The organism is Microbacterium sp. TW_SC_2, assembly GCF_055361165.1.
Genome location: NZ_CM143952.1, coordinates 2342963 through 2358620 on the forward strand (window position 1 = coordinate 2342963; position 15658 = coordinate 2358620).

General features: G+C 64.1%; 10 protein-coding genes, 1 tRNA gene and 3 rRNA genes. 5 read left to right on the top strand and 9 right to left on the bottom strand.

Going from position 1 to position 15658, the window contains the following annotated elements:
* Positions 1-10: 10 nt before the first annotated feature.
* Positions 11-799, top strand: coding sequence for an IclR family transcriptional regulator (locus ACWA14_RS11125; RefSeq protein ID WP_463793414.1), 789 nt, complete (start codon positions 11-13; stop codon positions 797-799).
* A 99-nt stretch (positions 800-898) separates the two neighbouring features.
* On the opposite strand, the gene rrf is transcribed toward ACWA14_RS11125, so the two are convergent.
* The 7 genes from rrf to galU all read right to left on the bottom strand — a co-directional run bounded on the left by rrf (position 899) and on the right by galU (position 9451).
* Positions 899-1015: ribosomal RNA gene (rrf, locus tag ACWA14_RS11130) — 5S ribosomal RNA — on the bottom strand.
* A 108-nt stretch (positions 1016-1123) separates the two neighbouring features.
* Positions 1124-4227: ribosomal RNA gene (locus ACWA14_RS11135) — 23S ribosomal RNA — on the bottom strand.
* Positions 4228-4642: 415 nt separating this feature from the next.
* Positions 4643-6167, bottom strand: a 16S ribosomal RNA gene (locus ACWA14_RS11140).
* The 16S, 23S and 5S rRNA genes sit together here, the layout of an rRNA operon.
* A 693-nt stretch (positions 6168-6860) precedes the next feature.
* Positions 6861-6933: transfer RNA gene (locus ACWA14_RS11145), tRNA-Ala, on the bottom strand.
* Positions 6934-6986: 53 nt separating this feature from the next.
* Positions 6987-7835, bottom strand: a complete 849-nt coding sequence (locus tag ACWA14_RS11150) for a hypothetical protein (protein WP_463793417.1) — start codon at positions 7833-7835, stop codon at positions 6987-6989.
* Positions 7836-7906: 71 nt separating this feature from the next.
* The gene (locus tag ACWA14_RS11155; RefSeq protein WP_463793419.1) at positions 7907-8536 is read right to left on the bottom strand and encodes a GNAT family N-acetyltransferase; all 630 of its coding nucleotides are present in this window, start codon (positions 8534-8536) and stop codon (positions 7907-7909) included.
* A gap of 27 nt (positions 8537-8563) precedes the next feature.
* Positions 8564-9451: a UTP--glucose-1-phosphate uridylyltransferase GalU gene (gene galU, locus ACWA14_RS11160; RefSeq protein ID WP_463793424.1), complete on the bottom strand. Its 888-nt coding sequence runs from the start codon at positions 9449-9451 to the stop codon at positions 8564-8566.
* 41 nt (positions 9452-9492) lie between these two features.
* Here galU and ACWA14_RS11165 point away from each other — a divergent pair, with 41 nt between their 5' ends.
* The 3 genes from ACWA14_RS11165 to mscL are packed head-to-tail and all read left to right on the top strand — an operon-like array spanning position 9493 to position 10821.
* Positions 9493-10089 (top strand): 5-formyltetrahydrofolate cyclo-ligase, encoded by a 597-nt coding sequence (locus ACWA14_RS11165; RefSeq protein WP_463793428.1) that lies wholly within the window; start codon positions 9493-9495, stop codon positions 10087-10089.
* 13 nt (positions 10090-10102) lie between these two features.
* A complete protein-coding gene (locus ACWA14_RS11170; RefSeq protein WP_463793430.1) occupies positions 10103-10375 on the top strand; it encodes an FmdB family zinc ribbon protein in 273 nt (90 codons plus the stop codon).
* 23 nt (positions 10376-10398) lie between these two features.
* The gene (gene mscL / locus ACWA14_RS11175) at positions 10399-10821 is read left to right on the top strand and encodes a large conductance mechanosensitive channel protein MscL (RefSeq protein WP_463793433.1); all 423 of its coding nucleotides are present in this window, start codon (positions 10399-10401) and stop codon (positions 10819-10821) included.
* Positions 10822-10936: 115 nt separating this feature from the next.
* On the opposite strand, the gene ACWA14_RS11180 is transcribed toward mscL, so the two are convergent.
* Positions 10937-11152 carry a hypothetical protein gene (locus tag ACWA14_RS11180; RefSeq protein WP_463793435.1) on the bottom strand — a complete coding sequence of 72 codons (216 nt, stop codon included), beginning with the start codon at positions 11150-11152 and terminating at the stop codon, positions 10937-10939.
* Positions 11145-14828 (bottom strand): AAA family ATPase, encoded by a 3684-nt coding sequence (locus ACWA14_RS11185; RefSeq protein ID WP_463793436.1) that lies wholly within the window; start codon positions 14826-14828, stop codon positions 11145-11147. Before ACWA14_RS11185 ends, ACWA14_RS11180 begins: the two co-directional genes overlap by 8 nt.
* Before the next feature lie 213 nt (positions 14829-15041).
* On the opposite strand from ACWA14_RS11185, the gene ACWA14_RS11190 reads away from it, so the two are divergent.
* Entirely contained in the window at positions 15042-15551 is a 510-nt protein-coding gene (locus tag ACWA14_RS11190; RefSeq protein WP_463793439.1) for a methylated-DNA--[protein]-cysteine S-methyltransferase, read from the top strand.
* The last annotated feature ends 107 nt before the right edge of the window (positions 15552-15658 follow it).

Sequence of the window (15658 nt, forward strand, 5' to 3'; positions counted from 1 at the left end):
GTGGCATGCTGTGTCTGTGATCCCAGACAACGTGGAGACCGCAGAGCGGAGCGCGCCCCAGGTGCCGGCGGCCGAGCAGACCCTGCGCATCCTGAGCCACCTCGCCGGGCGACCGGCGCCCGTCGCGGCCTCGGCGATCGCGCGGGAACTGTCGCTCCCCCGCTCGACGGTCTACCACCTGCTCACCACACTCGCGGCGCACGGGTTCGTCCTGCACTTCCGTGAGGAGCGACGGTGGGGCCTGGGGACGTCCGCGTTCGAGCTGTCCGGAGGTTATGCGCGCCAGCAGCCGCTCGCCCGTCTGGGCAGACCGCTCGTGGCGGCACTCTCCGACCGACTGGGCGAGAGCGCGCACCTCGCGGTGATGAGCGGCGGCGACGTTCTCTACATCGTCGAGGAACGCGCTCCGCGGCGGCCCGCCCTGGTCACCGATGTGGGAGTTCGTCTGCCCGCGCACCTCACCGCGAGCGGCAGGGCGATGATGGCGGCGCTGCCCCGGGAACAGGTGCGGGCGCTGTACCCGGATGCATCCGCCTTCCCCGACCGGAGCGGGCTCGGTCCTCGGCGTCCCCGGGAACTGCGTGAGCTCCTCCGAGAGGTCCGGGGGCGCGGATATGCGACGGAGGACAGCGAGATCGCCGCGGGTCTCCGCTCGGTCGGAGCGGCCGTGCTCGACCATGCCGGGTGGCCGGTCGCCGCAGTCGCCGTGACCTGGGCCGGGACGGAGTCCGAGGAGAGCACACTCGCCGCGGCCGTCATCGAGACGGCTCAAGTACTCGAGACTCGCCTGAAGCGGTGATCCCCTGCCCCGAGGATCCGGGCCGCGAGCGAGGCACAGATAGTGCACGTTAACGCAAAAGAGCCACCCAGCATTGGGTGGCTCTTTTGTTTAAAAGGAGTCCGGCGGTGTCCTACTCTCCCACAGGGTCCCCCCTGCAGTACCATCGGCGCTGTGAGGCTTAGCTTCCGGGTTCGGAATGTAACCGGGCGTTTCCCTCACGCTATGGCCGCCGAAACACTATTGATGTTTCAATCAAACACATAACAAAGTCATTGTTGTTATGCGGTTCTCGACCGTACATCGAGAACCACTCAGTGGACGCGTAGCACCAACAAACGGTGTGTTATCAAGTCATCGGCTTATTAGTACCAGTCAGCTGCACACGTTACCGTGCTTCCACATCTGGCCTATCAACCCAGTAGTCTGGCTGGGAGCCTCTCACCCGAAGGTATGGAAGTCTCATCTTGAGGCCGGCTTCCCGCTTAGATGCTTTCAGCGGTTATCCATCCCGAACGTAGCTAATCAGCGGTGCTCCTGGCGGAACAACTGACACACCAGAGGTTCGTCCAACCCGGTCCTCTCGTACTAGGGTCAGATCCTCTCAAACTTCCTACGCGCGCAGCGGATAGGGACCGAACTGTCTCACGACGTTCTAAACCCAGCTCGCGTACCGCTTTAATGGGCGAACAGCCCAACCCTTGGGACCTACTCCAGCCCCAGGATGCGACGAGCCGACATCGAGGTGCCAAACCATGCCGTCGATATGGACTCTTGGGCAAGATCAGCCTGTTATCCCCGAGGTACCTTTTATCCGTTGAGCGACAGCGCTTCCACAAGCCACTGCCGGATCACTAGTCCCGACTTTCGTCCCTGCTCGACCTGTCAGTCTCACAGTCAAGCTCCCTTGTGCACTTACACTCGACACCTGATTACCAACCAGGTTGAGGGAACCTTTGGGCGCCTCCGTTACTTTTTGGGAGGCAACCGCCCCAGTTAAACTACCCACCATGCACTGTCCCTGAACCGGATTACGGTTCGAAGTTAGATATCCAGAGTGACCAGAGTGGTATTTCAACAATGACTCCACACGAACTGGCGTCCATGCTTCAAAGTCTCCCACCTATCCTACACAAGCCACACCGAACACCAATACAAAGCTATAGTAAAGGTCACGGGGTCTTTCCGTCCTGCTGCGCGTAACGAGCATCTTTACTCGTAATGCAATTTCGCCGAGTTCGCGGTTGAGACAGTTGGGAAGTCGTTACGCCATTCGTGCAGGTCGGAACTTACCCGACAAGGAATTTCGCTACCTTAGGATGGTTATAGTTACCACCGCCGTTTACTGGGGCTTAAATTCTCAGCTTCGCCTTGCGGCTAACCGGTCCTCTTAACCTTCCAGCACCGGGCAGGCGTCAGTCCGTATACATCGTCTTGCGACTTGGCACGGACCTGTGTTTTTAGTAAACAGTCGCTACCCACTAGTCTCTGCGGCCTCCAAACGCTTTTGGGAGTAAATCCCTATACGCCGAAGGCCCCCCTTCTCCCGAAGTTACGGGGGCATTTTGCCGAGTTCCTTAACCACGATTCTCTCGATCTCCTTGGTATTCTCTACCTGACCACCTGAGTCGGTTTGGGGTACGGGCGGCTTGAACCTCGCGTCGATGCTTTTCTTGGCAGCATAGGATCATCCACTTTTTATCCGCATCGTGTCTCAGCCTATGTGAGAGACGGATTTGCCTATCTCTCGGCCTACGCACTTGCACCAGGACTACCATCGCCTGGCTGGACTACCTTCCTGCGTCACACCTGTTAATACGCTAACCGCACCAGAATGGGGTCGTGCGCTAGGCCCAACGCGTCACCCCGAAGGGATCAGTCACTGGGATTCAGACACTTAGCACTACTGGATTAGCTTGGGCGGTTCTTCGCCGGTACGGGAATATCAACCCGTTGTCCATCGACTACGCCTGTCGGCCTCGCCTTAGGTCCCGACTTACCCAGGGAAGATTAGCTTGACCCTGGAACCCTTGGTCTTTCGGAGGACGTGTTTCTCACACGTCATTCGCTACTCATGCCTGCATTCTCACTCGTGTAGCCTCCACGGCTGGTTCACACCGCCGCTTCGCTGGCCACACGACGCTCTCCTACCCATCAATACGGCTGGACCACGAAGGCCTACCAAAAATATCAATGCCACAACTTCGGTGGCGTGCTTGAGCCCCGTTACATTGTCGGCGCGGAATCACTTGACCAGTGAGCTATTACGCACTCTTTCAAGGGTGGCTGCTTCTAAGCCAACCTCCTGGTTGTCAAAGCAACTCCACATCCTTTCCCACTTAGCACGCGCTTTGGGACCTTAGTTGGTGGTCTGGGTTGTTTCCCTCTCGACTATGAAGCTTATCCCCCACAGTCTCACTGCTGCGCTCTCACTTACCGGCATTCGGAGTTTGGCTGACGTCAGTAACCTTGTAGGGCCCATCGGCCATCCAGTAGCTCTACCTCCGGCAAGAAACACGCAACGCTGCACCTAAATGCATTTCGGAGAGAACCAGCTATCACGAAGTTTGATTGGCCTTTCACCCCTATCCACAGCTCATCCCCTCAGTTTTCAACCTAAGTGGGTTCGGTCCTCCACGACGTCTTACCGTCGCTTCAACCTGGCCATGGATAGATCACTTCGCTTCGGGTCTAGGACATGCGACTGAATCGCCCTATTCAGACTCGCTTTCGCTACGGCTACCCCACACGGGTTAACCTCGCCACATATCGCTAACTCGCAGGCTCATTCTTCAAAAGGCACGCTGTCACCCCTACTAAGGAGGCTCCAACGGTTTGTAAGCAAACGGTTTCAGGTACTATTTCACTCCCCTCCCGGGGTACTTTTCACCTTTCCCTCACGGTACTTGTCCGCTATCGGTCATCTGGGAGTATTTAGGCTTATCAGGTGGTCCTGACAGATTCACACGGGATTTCACGGGCCCCGTGCTACTTGGGATACTCTTCGCGCCAAGAGAAGCATTTCGACTACGGGGTTGGCACCCTCTATGACCGGCCTTTCAAGACCGTTCGTCTATACCTTCTTGTAACGCCGCCATCTCGGCAGAGATGACTGAAAAGTCCCACAACCCCCAACGTGCAACGCCTGCCGGCTATCACACACGCTAGGTTTAGCCTGTTCCGGTTTCGCTCGCCACTACTAACGGAATCGCGGTTGCTTTCTCTTCCTGTGGGTACTGAGATGTTTCACTTCCCCACGTTCCCTCTACCCGCCCTATATATTCAGGCGGGAGTCACTAGGTCGGCACGCCGCCCAGCGGGGTTTCCCCATTCGGACACCCTCGGATCAAAACTTGCTTATCAGTTCCCCGAGGCTTATCGCAGATTGCTACGTCCTTCTTCGGCTCCAGATGCCAAGGCATCCACCGTTTGCTCTTAAAGACTTGAAATCACATGAGTTTGAATCAGAATCGACACCAGACCCCGAAAGGCCTGGCATGAAATTGACTAATGATCTTTAAGATCATCTTGTGCAACCGACAAAAGCCGGCTGCAAGATGCTCGCGTCCACTGTGTAGTTCTCAAAGTACGGGCGGTGCCCCCATCCACAACCCCCAACCGGGAGAAACAGAAAGAGGCCCAGAGGTACGGCACGAATCCCAAAGGATCCGCATCCGGTCCCTCAGGACCCAACAGCGTGCAGGCGCAGCCTCCGAAAACCTCCCCATTCCAACCGCCGAAGCGACGTACTAGAAGAAACCCTCATCAACCACACCATGTCAAATGTTCCACCCATGAGCTCCCAGCGAGAAACGAACGTCCCCGAACTGGGTTCTGGACTCCGAAGAGTCAGATGCTCCTTAGAAAGGAGGTGATCCAGCCGCACCTTCCGGTACGGCTACCTTGTTACGACTTAGTCCTAATTACCAATCCCACCTTCGACGGCTCCCTCCAAAAAGGTTAGGCCACCGGCTTCAGGTGTTACCGACTTTCATGACTTGACGGGCGGTGTGTACAAGACCCGGGAACGTATTCACCGCAGCGTTGCTGATCTGCGATTACTAGCGACTCCGACTTCATGAGGTCGAGTTGCAGACCTCAATCCGAACTGGGACCGGCTTTTTGGGATTCGCTCCACCTCGCGGTATTGCAGCCCTTTGTACCGGCCATTGTAGCATGCGTGAAGCCCAAGACATAAGGGGCATGATGATTTGACGTCATCCCCACCTTCCTCCGAGTTGACCCCGGCAGTATCCCATGAGTTCCCACCATTACGTGCTGGCAACATAGAACGAGGGTTGCGCTCGTTGCGGGACTTAACCCAACATCTCACGACACGAGCTGACGACAACCATGCACCACCTGTTTACGAGTGTCCAAAGAGTTGACCATTTCTGGCCCGTTCTCGTATATGTCAAGCCTTGGTAAGGTTCTTCGCGTTGCATCGAATTAATCCGCATGCTCCGCCGCTTGTGCGGGTCCCCGTCAATTCCTTTGAGTTTTAGCCTTGCGGCCGTACTCCCCAGGCGGGGAACTTAATGCGTTAGCTGCGTCACGGAATCCGTGGAATGGACCCCACAACTAGTTCCCAACGTTTACGGGGTGGACTACCAGGGTATCTAAGCCTGTTTGCTCCCCACCCTTTCGCTCCTCAGCGTCAGTTACGGCCCAGAGATCTGCCTTCGCCATCGGTGTTCCTCCTGATATCTGCGCATTCCACCGCTACACCAGGAATTCCAATCTCCCCTACCGCACTCTAGTCTGCCCGTACCCACTGCAGGCCGGAGGTTGAGCCTCCGGATTTCACAGCAGACGCGACAAACCGCCTACGAGCTCTTTACGCCCAATAATTCCGGATAACGCTTGCGCCCTACGTATTACCGCGGCTGCTGGCACGTAGTTAGCCGGCGCTTTTTCTGCAGGTACCGTCACTTTCGCTTCTTCCCTGCTAAAAGAGGTTTACAACCCGAAGGCCGTCATCCCTCACGCGGCGTTGCTGCATCAGGCTTGCGCCCATTGTGCAATATTCCCCACTGCTGCCTCCCGTAGGAGTCTGGGCCGTGTCTCAGTCCCAGTGTGGCCGGTCACCCTCTCAGGCCGGCTACCCGTCGACGCCTTGGTGAGCCATTACCTCACCAACAAGCTGATAGGCCGCGAGCCCATCCCCAACCGAAAAATCTTTCCAAACGCAGACCATGCGGTCACGTCACATATCCAGTATTAGACGCCGTTTCCAGCGCTTATCCCAGAGTCAGGGGCAGGTTGCTCACGTGTTACTCACCCGTTCGCCACTGATCCCACAGAGCAAGCTCCGTGTTCACCGTTCGACTTGCATGTGTTAAGCACGCCGCCAGCGTTCATCCTGAGCCAGGATCAAACTCTCCGTAAAAAAGAAATGCATACCCCACCGGGAAAACGGTGACGCAGCGAGTTTGATGCTGACCAAAGAGACAAATTCATTGCTGACTTCATCCATTGCCAACCCCCCGGAAGGGATTGGTCTTTGATCCAAAGGAATTCTCACCCCCACATAACGTGGAGACGAGGATAATTTGGCATTTGACAAGTGCACGCTGTTGAGTTCTCAAGGATCGGATGCTCCCACGACCCAGTCATCACAACCAGGCCCGAAGGGCAACTTCTCTATCTTACCCACATCCCCGCGCCTGTCAAATCGACACGCACCAGACCAAAAAAGACCCGGAACACGACCGAAAGACCGCAGAAGAGGTGGAAACTCCCATCCTAGACCCGAAGGCCACAACACTCAACGAGTAAGTGAAAGGAAGGAGGTGGTTCTCCACTTGAGGGGGGTGAAGCTCTCGGCCTCTCCGCTTCCCTGTGGGGCGAACAAGTAATAAGTTACGCGGATCCCGGGGTTCCGGCAAATCCGAGGCGTCCGCCGGGCGTGTCGCCACGCTCTTCCGCGGAATCCCGGGGGCGCCGCCGTCTCGTGCACGATCTCCCCCCGGATGACGACGCCAGGGCTGCTCCCGGTGCGAGCTCCGGCGGCGGACGCCGGCGGAGGTTCACGCGGGGTACGAAAAAGCCCCCAGGCTTTCGCCTGGGGGCTTGTGTTCTGTGGACCTAAGGGGATTCGAACCCCTGACCTCCTCGATGCGAACGAGGCGCGCTACCAACTGCGCCATAGGCCCTGGAACGTCTCCTACGTTATCACGACGTCGGAGCGGTCATGGTCGCCCGGGAATCACCCGGCAGCCCGACGACTGAGCAGATCGCGCACATGGGCTTCGATCTCCGCGTCGTCCACGAATCCCATCCGGGCGTAGGGCGACGACGAGGCGGCGGGCAGCGCGACCGGTGCCGGCGGCGCCATCTCCTCCGCGCGCTCGCGCAGGGCGGCGATACGCGCAGCCTTGCGCCTCTCCTCCTGCGCATCGATCGCGGCACGGGCGGTCTGCGCCCGGGAACCGGCAACGGTCACCAGGGGTTCCGGCAGCGTGCGCGGCGTCCAGGTGGCGGGACCCTGGTCATGCAGTTCCGGCGCCACACGCTCACGCGCCGGCGCGGCGAGCGTCTGAGGACGACGAGCGGATCGACGCGCCACGGTCGCCATCTTCTGCAGCGCGATCCCGGCGACGACGACGAGCGCTCCCCCGACCCACAGCAGGACAGATCCACCCGTGGCGATCAGCTGCCAGACACCGAGTCCGGCGCCGGCGAGTCCGAGGAAAAGGACAGTGGTCGCGGTCACCCGGACGCGACGTCGGGCCCGCGCCTGCCGGAGCACGGGGTCGGCGCTGGCGGCCGCGAGCTCCTGCTTCAGACCGGCGAGCTCTGCTGCTTCACGCTCGGCCTGGACGCGCTTGGCGAGCTTCTGCTGCGCCAGGGCCGTGCGGGCGTTCAGCTCGAACCGCACCTCCCCGGGAGTCTCGCTGGTCTCGGCCAGCACGCGGAGAGCCTGATTGAGTCGCACCGCATTGCGCTCGGCGGCGTTGTACTGGAAGCGCCCGCGCCAGGACGGCAGCAGATAGAGCATCCACAGGAGCACAGCGACGAGCACGATCACTCCCCCGCTCAGCACCGGCCCATCCATACCCCTAACGGTAAGGGACCGGCGGGGCAGAACCGGGTAGTCGGCGCGTGTCGCGGCGTGTCCGTCTCGGATCAGGTCGACAGCCGGTCGGCGGGCGGGATCTCGGAGACGGCGGCCGACACACCGCCGTTCAGCCAGCGGGCGAGCACGCCCTGCGGAACGTCTTCCCGCGTGAGAGCGAACGCGTAGTGATCGCGCCAGTCCCCGTCGATGTGGATGTAGCGCCGGCGCAGCCCCTCGTACCGGAAGCCGAGCTTCTGCACCACGCGGATGCTCGCCGCGTTCTCTGGCCGGATGCAGATCTCCATGCGGTGCAGGCCGTACTCGGTGAAGCAGGCATCGGTGGCCAGGGCGACCGCGGTGGGAGTGATCCCCCGACCGGCGAATCGCTCGCTCACCCAGTATCCGATGGTCGCCGAGCAGAGAGACCCGCGGGCGACACCCCAGACATTGAGCTGCCCGGCGATCTCACCGTCGTACTCCATCACGAAGGGGTAGCCGGCTCCGTCACGGTACTGCTGCAGCAGTCTCCGGATGCTCAGACGCATGTCGAAGGAGACGCTGCCGTAGGGAACCGTGGCCTCCCATGGTTGCAGCCAGGAACGGTTCGAGAGAAGCTCCTGCTGCAACGGACGCGCGTCCTTGCTGCGCACCAGGCGCAGCTCGACAGCCCCGTGCCTGATCCCCGCCGTCAGATCCATCCTGCGTCCCGACGTCCGCAGAATCGCCTACAGGCGTTCCGCGAACTCCTTGAGCCACGGACGCAACTCCGGTCCGAGGTCTTCACGGTCGGAGGCCAGCTGCACGATCGCCTTGATGTAATCGACACGGTCGCCCGTGTCGTAACGGCGCCCGCGGAACACGACTCCGATCACACCGGGACCGTCCGGGTCGGTCGCGAGCTCCTGCAGCGCATCCGTGAGCTGAATCTCGCCGCCCTTGCCCGGCTCGGTGCGCTCGAGGATCTCGAACACCGAGGCGGGGAGGACATAGCGTCCGATGATCGCCAGGTTGGAAGGGGCGTCTTCCTGGGCCGGCTTCTCCACGAGCCCGGTCACTCGCACCGAGTCGGAGCCCTCGATCTCCTCGACCGCCGCGGCGCCGTACATGTGGATGCTCGCGGGGTCGACCTCCATGAGGGCGATCACCGCCGCTCCGGTGCGCTCGTGCTCGGCGATCATGTGCGTGAGCAGGGGATCGCGCTCGTCGATCAGGTCGTCGCCCAGGAGCACGGCGAACGAGCTGTCGCCGACGTGGGTACGCGCCCGCAGCACTGCGTGGCCGAGACCCTTGGGCTCGCCCTGGCGGACGAAGTGGATGTCGGCGAGATCGCTGGACTTCATGACCCGCTCGAGGCGGCCCATGTCACCCTTCTCGGTGAGCCGCACCTCGAGCTCCGGCACGGAGTCGAAGTGGTTAGAGATGGCGTTCTTGTTGCGGCCGATGATGACGAGGATGTCTTCGATCCCGGCATCCGCCGCCTCTTCGACGACGTACTGGATCGCAGGCTTGTCGACGACGGGGAGCATTTCCTTCGGCATCGCCTTGGTCGCGGGCAGGAAGCGTGTCCCCAGTCCTGCTGCGGGGATGACGGCTTTGATCTTCTGATGACCCATCTCCCCAGCCTAGTGGGGAGCACCCCCGTAGACTTTGACCCATGTCGACCGAGGCAGAGCAGGAGAAGCGCGCGCTGCGTGCAGATCTACGCGAGCGCCGTGCCCAGCTCTCCGACGCGCAGCGCGAATCGGCGGCGCACCTGATCGGCGAGCGCCTCGATGCGCTGATCCAATCGCTCGGCGCGCGCTCGATCTCGTGCTTCCTCTCCACCACCCAGGAGCCAGGAACCCGCGAGTTCGTCTCCCGGGCGGTGCGCCGGGGCATCCGGGTGCTGCTCCCCATCACGCGCTCCGACGGGCTGCTCGATTGGGCTGTCGCGACCGATGACGGCGACGTCGCCGAGGGCCTGTACGGCCTCCCCGAGCCGACCGGCGAGGTGCTCGGACCGATCGCGGTGAACGACGTCGACCTCATGATCGTGCCTGCGGCGGCCGTCGACCGCACCGGGATGCGGATGGGATGGGGTCGCGGCTACTTCGACAAGACGATCGGCTCCATGGAGAAGTGCCCGCCCGTCTACGCGGTCATCTATGATTCCGAGATACTCGACTCCCTGCCCCGGGAGGTGCACGACCAGCCGGTGAGCGGCGTCGTCACCCCGACGCAGACCCTGAACCTGTCGCACCCGCGACGCTGATCCCGAGGACGCCATGCCCACCTATGCCTATGCCTGCACGTCGTGCGGTCACACCTTCGACGCTGTGCAGAGCTTCGCCGAGAACGCACTCGAGGTCTGCCCCGAATGTGGGGGTGCTCTGCGCAAGCAATACGGGTCGATCGGGGTGACCTTCAACGGCTCCGGCTTCTATCGGACGGATTCCCGCGCGAAGAGTGGCGGATCGAAGGATGCTTCGGCATCATCGAACTCGGGTACGACGACGAGCGCCAAGCCTGCCGCTGCGTCGAGCCCGACCTCTTCCTGAGGTCCTGACTACTGGGGGTTCCCATGCTCAAAGGTTTCAAGGATTTCATCCTCCGCGGCAACGTGATCGACCTGGCCGTCGCGGTCGTCATCGGCGGTGCGTTCACGGCCATCGTGAACGCGGTGGTCGCCAGCATCATCACCCCGCTGGTCGCTCTGTTCTTCCCGGCGAACGCCGCGGGCGAGTTCGGTCCACAGGTGACCAACATCTACGGTGACACGGTCACCTTCCCGCTCGGAGATCTCGTCTCCGCCATCATCAGCTTCCTCGCGGTCGCCCTGGTCGTCTACTTCGTGTTCGTCCTGCCGATGAACACCTTCAAGGCGCACGTCGAAGCCCGCAAGGGCACGCGGGCGGAAGCACCCGAGGACGAGCCGGCCGCCGCCACCGAAGCCGAGCTGCTCGTCGAGATCCGCGACCTGCTGGCGAAGAGCCCGCGCGCCTGATCGCCCTTCTTCCGAAGCCGCTCTCGCTGGAGAGCCACGTGTTCGCGTGGCCCGGACGGCGGGGGCGGCTTCGTGCGTCGCGGCAGTGGAAGTCCGGGGTGCGGAGCGATGTCGGTCAGTAGTGCGGAGGGACGTCGAGTCGCAGGCGCTCGTCGTTGGGTCCGCGGTCCACGGCCTTCGTCGTCGCCGGGTCCGACGGCGCCGGCGTCTCCCGGATCACGGGCTCCGGGTTCGGATCGGTGCCCGGCACCGGGGTGAGACGAGCCCGACGCGACCCGGGCACCCGCACGATGCGCTGACCGTCGGAATCCTCCGACGACCGCTCAGCCATCACCGGGGTCGATGACGTCGATCGGCTGCGTGTCATTGTCGGCTCGCGGGGCCGATTCGGCGATCCCGAGCACGGCGGCGATCCGTGTCGCGGCCGTCACCGGGTCGCTGTACAGATCGAAGGCGTGCACGCGGACGTAGTGCCAGCCCAGCCGGCGCAGGACGTGGGGGCGCAGGCGGAGCGTCTCCCGCAGCGACTCCCCTCTGGTCTCCGGATCGGATTCGATCACGACGGCCTTGCCCTTGTGCTGCGCGACCAGGGGCAGGCGCCCGCGGTAGTCCACGTCGACGGAGGCGCCCAGACGCCGCAGCTCCCGGGCGAGCGCCAGCGTGAGGGGGTCGGCGAGGTCTTCGAGACGTGCATCCCGCGCCCGCGTGGCGAGCCCGCCGAGGATCGACATGAGTGTGGCGGCGCCGTGTGCGAGGCGGCCGTCGTCGAAGGAGGAGGGACGGATGGAGGAGACGATGACCATCGAACGACGGGCGCGGGTCATCCCGACGGTGAGGAGTCGTTCTCCGTCGGGGGTCGAGAGGTCGCCGAAGTCGCTGAGGACGCGGCCGTGCTTGGTGAGACCGAAGCCGAGGGAGAAGATCACACGGTCGCGGCTCTCCGCGACCGACTCTTCGAGCGTGAGCACGGCGAAGGGTTCCGCGGTATCCCGTCCGACGAAGTCCGCGACGTCCGAGCGCCCTGCGAAGGCCGTGGTCACCGCAGCGCGCACACGCTCCGCGTGCCGGGCGCTGGCCGTCACGACCATGAGGGACTCGGCGGGTCGATGCACGGCATGCTCGACCACGAGGGTGACGACGCGCGCGACCTCGGCGTCAGGGCTCTCCACCGCTCCCGTGACCGGATCGGGGGCTCCCGTGCCGCCTTCCACGTAGTCGACCGTGAGGCTGCCGCGGCCGAGATACGAGCCCGCCCAGGGCAGCGACACGATCTCACCGCCGTAGAAGGCGTCGTTGATCAGCTCGGCGAGATCCTCGCCGCCGGCCCGATAGCTGCGGGTCAGGGTGAGCACCGGAAGCAGCTCGGAGAGACGCTCGAACACGGACGTGTCGTCGAACGGGACCTCGGCCTCCCACTGCTCGCTGGGATCGACGGCGATCTGGAACGGCGTCGGGCGCTGCGTGACGGGATCGCCGAAGGCCACGATCTGACGCGCGCGACGGATCGCCGGCGCCGTCTCGGCGAGGTTCACCGCGGCGGCATCCACCAGCACGACCGTGTCGAACTCGACCGAGTCGGGGATCTCGGGGACCAGGTACGGCGAGGAGATCCACACCGGAGCCAGCACGTCGACGAGGGTCGGCGCCGCGCTCACGATCTCGGCCGTCGTGGACGTGGGCTGCGTGAGCGCGCGGCGCAGATGCTGCGACTGCTGGGGCTCGTCGACGATCGCGATCTTCCACTGGTTCGCCAGCTGCCACGCGAGCAACGGCCCCGCCATGGCGGCGTGGGCCTCGTCGACCAGGCGGAAGTCGCGCTCCAGGCGGTCGACCACTGCGGTGTTCGCGCCGAGGAGCGCGCGGTTGTCCTGCAGCGCGCGTTCGAGGAGCGACTGCCACCACGCGAACTCGAGCTCGTCGCCGACGAGGCTCTCCGACACGTGCCGCACCGAGAGCTCGGCCAACAGGGGCTCGAGTCCCAGCAGGGCGAGTCGGTCGCGCAGCTGTGCGCGCTCGACGAGGTTGTCGAAGACGTCGGACTTGGTGGCGAGGCCGGCGAGGGTGCGGACCAGTCGCGCGACCGGAAGAGACGCCAGCGGTTCGCGGCGACCGAGCGCGGCATCCAGCTCGGCGAGTTCCGCTTCCGCCCGCTGCCACGACGACCAGACCTCGGCGAGGCCGAGCGGGACCTCAGGCGCGACGCCGGCCTCCACGTGGCGCTGCCACTGAGTGCGCTGCGCCTGGATCCGCAGCAGCGACTCGTGCATCTCGGTCACGTGCACGCCGGGGCGGACGTACTCCTTCGCCAGGCGACGGAGGCGTCGGCGGTTGGCGCCGGACATTCCCGGCGCGTCCCGGCGGGAGCCGTGCGCCTGGATGAGCTCGCCGAGCGGACGTTCGAACACCGTCGGACTGAAGCGGTCGAGGGTGTCACGGATGCCCTGGAGCAGATCGAGGTAGTCGCCGAGTTCATCGATCGTGGAGAACGGCCGCATACGCGTCTGTGCGATGAGCTCGTAGCCGCGCTCGAGGAGAGCGGGGATGCTGTCGGAATGCAGGCGCCCGGCGAGCTGGTGTGCGGCCCGTGCCGCTTCGGTGCTCGAGAACGTGACCCCGTACCATGGCGAATCGTCGGGCCCGAAGCGGAACTCGCCGAGTCGCGCGGCCTGCGCGAGCGCCGCTGCCGCTCCGGAGCGGTCACCGGCCAGCCGTCGCAGGGCGTCGGTGCCGAGACGCGCGGTGGTCGAGGGCGGAGTCGGCAGGGAAGCCAGTCGGGTCAGATGCCGGGTGGCGTCGAGCACCGAGGCGTTCGTGCCCGCGACCGGTGTGATCAGCGCCTGTCGGTAGTCGCGCAGCACGGTGCGCAGGCGGACCAGGGCATCGTCGACCTCGCTGACCTTCGGTGCCACGGCCTTCTCGTTGCGACCGATCGCCCGCACCAGGTCGCGCCGGACGCTCGCCGGCGAGATCGCCAGGCTGTCCAAGCCGATGCCCGCGAGTCGGTGCCGCACCCCGTCGAGGGTCGAGCGCCGGGCCGACACGACGAGGACGCGCTTGCCCGCGCGGACGAGCTCGCCCAGGGCGTTGATCACGGTCTGGGTTCCCCCGGTACCGGGCAGCGTGGCCACGGTCAGGGAGTGACCGGCAGCGATCCGTGCCAGCACGGCTTCCTGTTCGGCATCCGCGTCGAGGAGGAGGTTGTCCGATGCCGGCGCGCGGTCGTCCGGTCCGGTGTGATGCGGCGCGGCCCGCGGTGCCGCGAGCTGCTCGCGGTCACCGACGTGCCCGGCCAGGGCGTTGAGCACCCGGTGATCGAGGTTGCGGCCGTCGCGGACCATCGCGCCGCCCACGTCGGCGAATGTCGAGACGACCAGGCGCGGCTCGACGGAGAACGTGTCGATCGACCGGGCGATCGCGCGGAGGCTGTCGATGACCGGCTGCGGTTTGAAGATGCCGCCGTCGTACGCCAGGGCGGCGAGCGCGGTCGCATCGATCGTGATGCCGAAATGCTCACGCGCGATCCGCACGAGCTCGGGGTTGACGACGAACACGCCCTGCAGCTTGAGCTCGAAGTCCGAGTGGTGCCGGCGGATCGCCAGCGGCCGCAGCAGCACGGGAGCGGCGAAACCGGCGCCCCCGATCCTCCAGCGTGCGACGCCGACGGTGAGGTGCACGGCCTCGATGCCGCGCACGGTGCGCAGTTCGGTGTGCTTCGCGGTGATGCGCTCGGCGGCCAGACGCGCGGTGCGCAGCCCGACCTCGTCGCGGAAGAGATTCGACAGCAGGGTCGACTTGCCCGTGATGAACTGCGGAAGGCTGCCCGGATGCGCTTTGGAGATGTCGATCCCCGACTCCGGGGTGTCGCGGAAGTTCACCAGCGGCGACGCGCCTCCGAGATCAGCGGCTTCCGCCCGCAGACGGGTGCGTTCGGCCTCCGCCGCGTGGGCGACCTCGACGCCGGTCGCAGACTGCTGCAGGTCGCCGAGGGTCACTGCGGCATCCGTCACCGCGTCATCCGCAGACCTGTCTTCCCGTCGCCACACAATTCACACCCTAGGCGCGGGAGGGGTCAGCGCCGGGTATCCCGGGCGGGTTTCACCGGATTTCTGCCCCGAACGAGCATCCGCACCCACTCTGCACGGATGACGGCGCGGGAGTGCTTCTCCCCCGGTCACGTGCATCGCCACCGGGAGGTCGGCGCTGCCCGACAAGATGGTGCCATGACCTTCCGATACGACTTCGCTCCCACGCCCTTCGGAGATGCGCTCGCCGTGTTCTCCGATCACGGGATCGTGCGTTTCGACCTCTCCGAATCCGACGACCCCTCCGTCCCCTGGTTGCTCGAGGGGATCTCCCGGTCTCTCGGCGCCATCCCCGTACCGGCGCCCGGCGCTGCGGACGAGTTGTCCGCCCGTCTGGAGACCTATTTCGACGGCATGCCGGACGACTTCGCATCGCTGGAGCTGGACTGGCGGCTGGCGTCGGGTTTCGCCCTCGCCGCGCTCAAGACGATCCGTACGATCGCGTGGGGCGAGACCCTGAGCTACGGCGAGGTGGCCGCCCTCGCCGGCGCACCGGGTGCCGCGCGTGCCGTCGGCACGGCCTGCCGACGTACGCCGTTCTCCGTGATCGTGCCCGTGCACCGCGTGGTGAAGTCCGACGGATCGGCCGGGCAGTACGGCGCCCATCCGGAGCGCAAGCGCTACCTTCTCGACCTCGAGGCTCCGTGACGGGTGTCCGTGACCGCTGTCCGTCACCAGCGCCTCCGAGGCGACACCGTGGACCCGGCGAGTAGGCCGCCGGGTCCACAGTGCTCGATCGTCAGACGGGACGACGC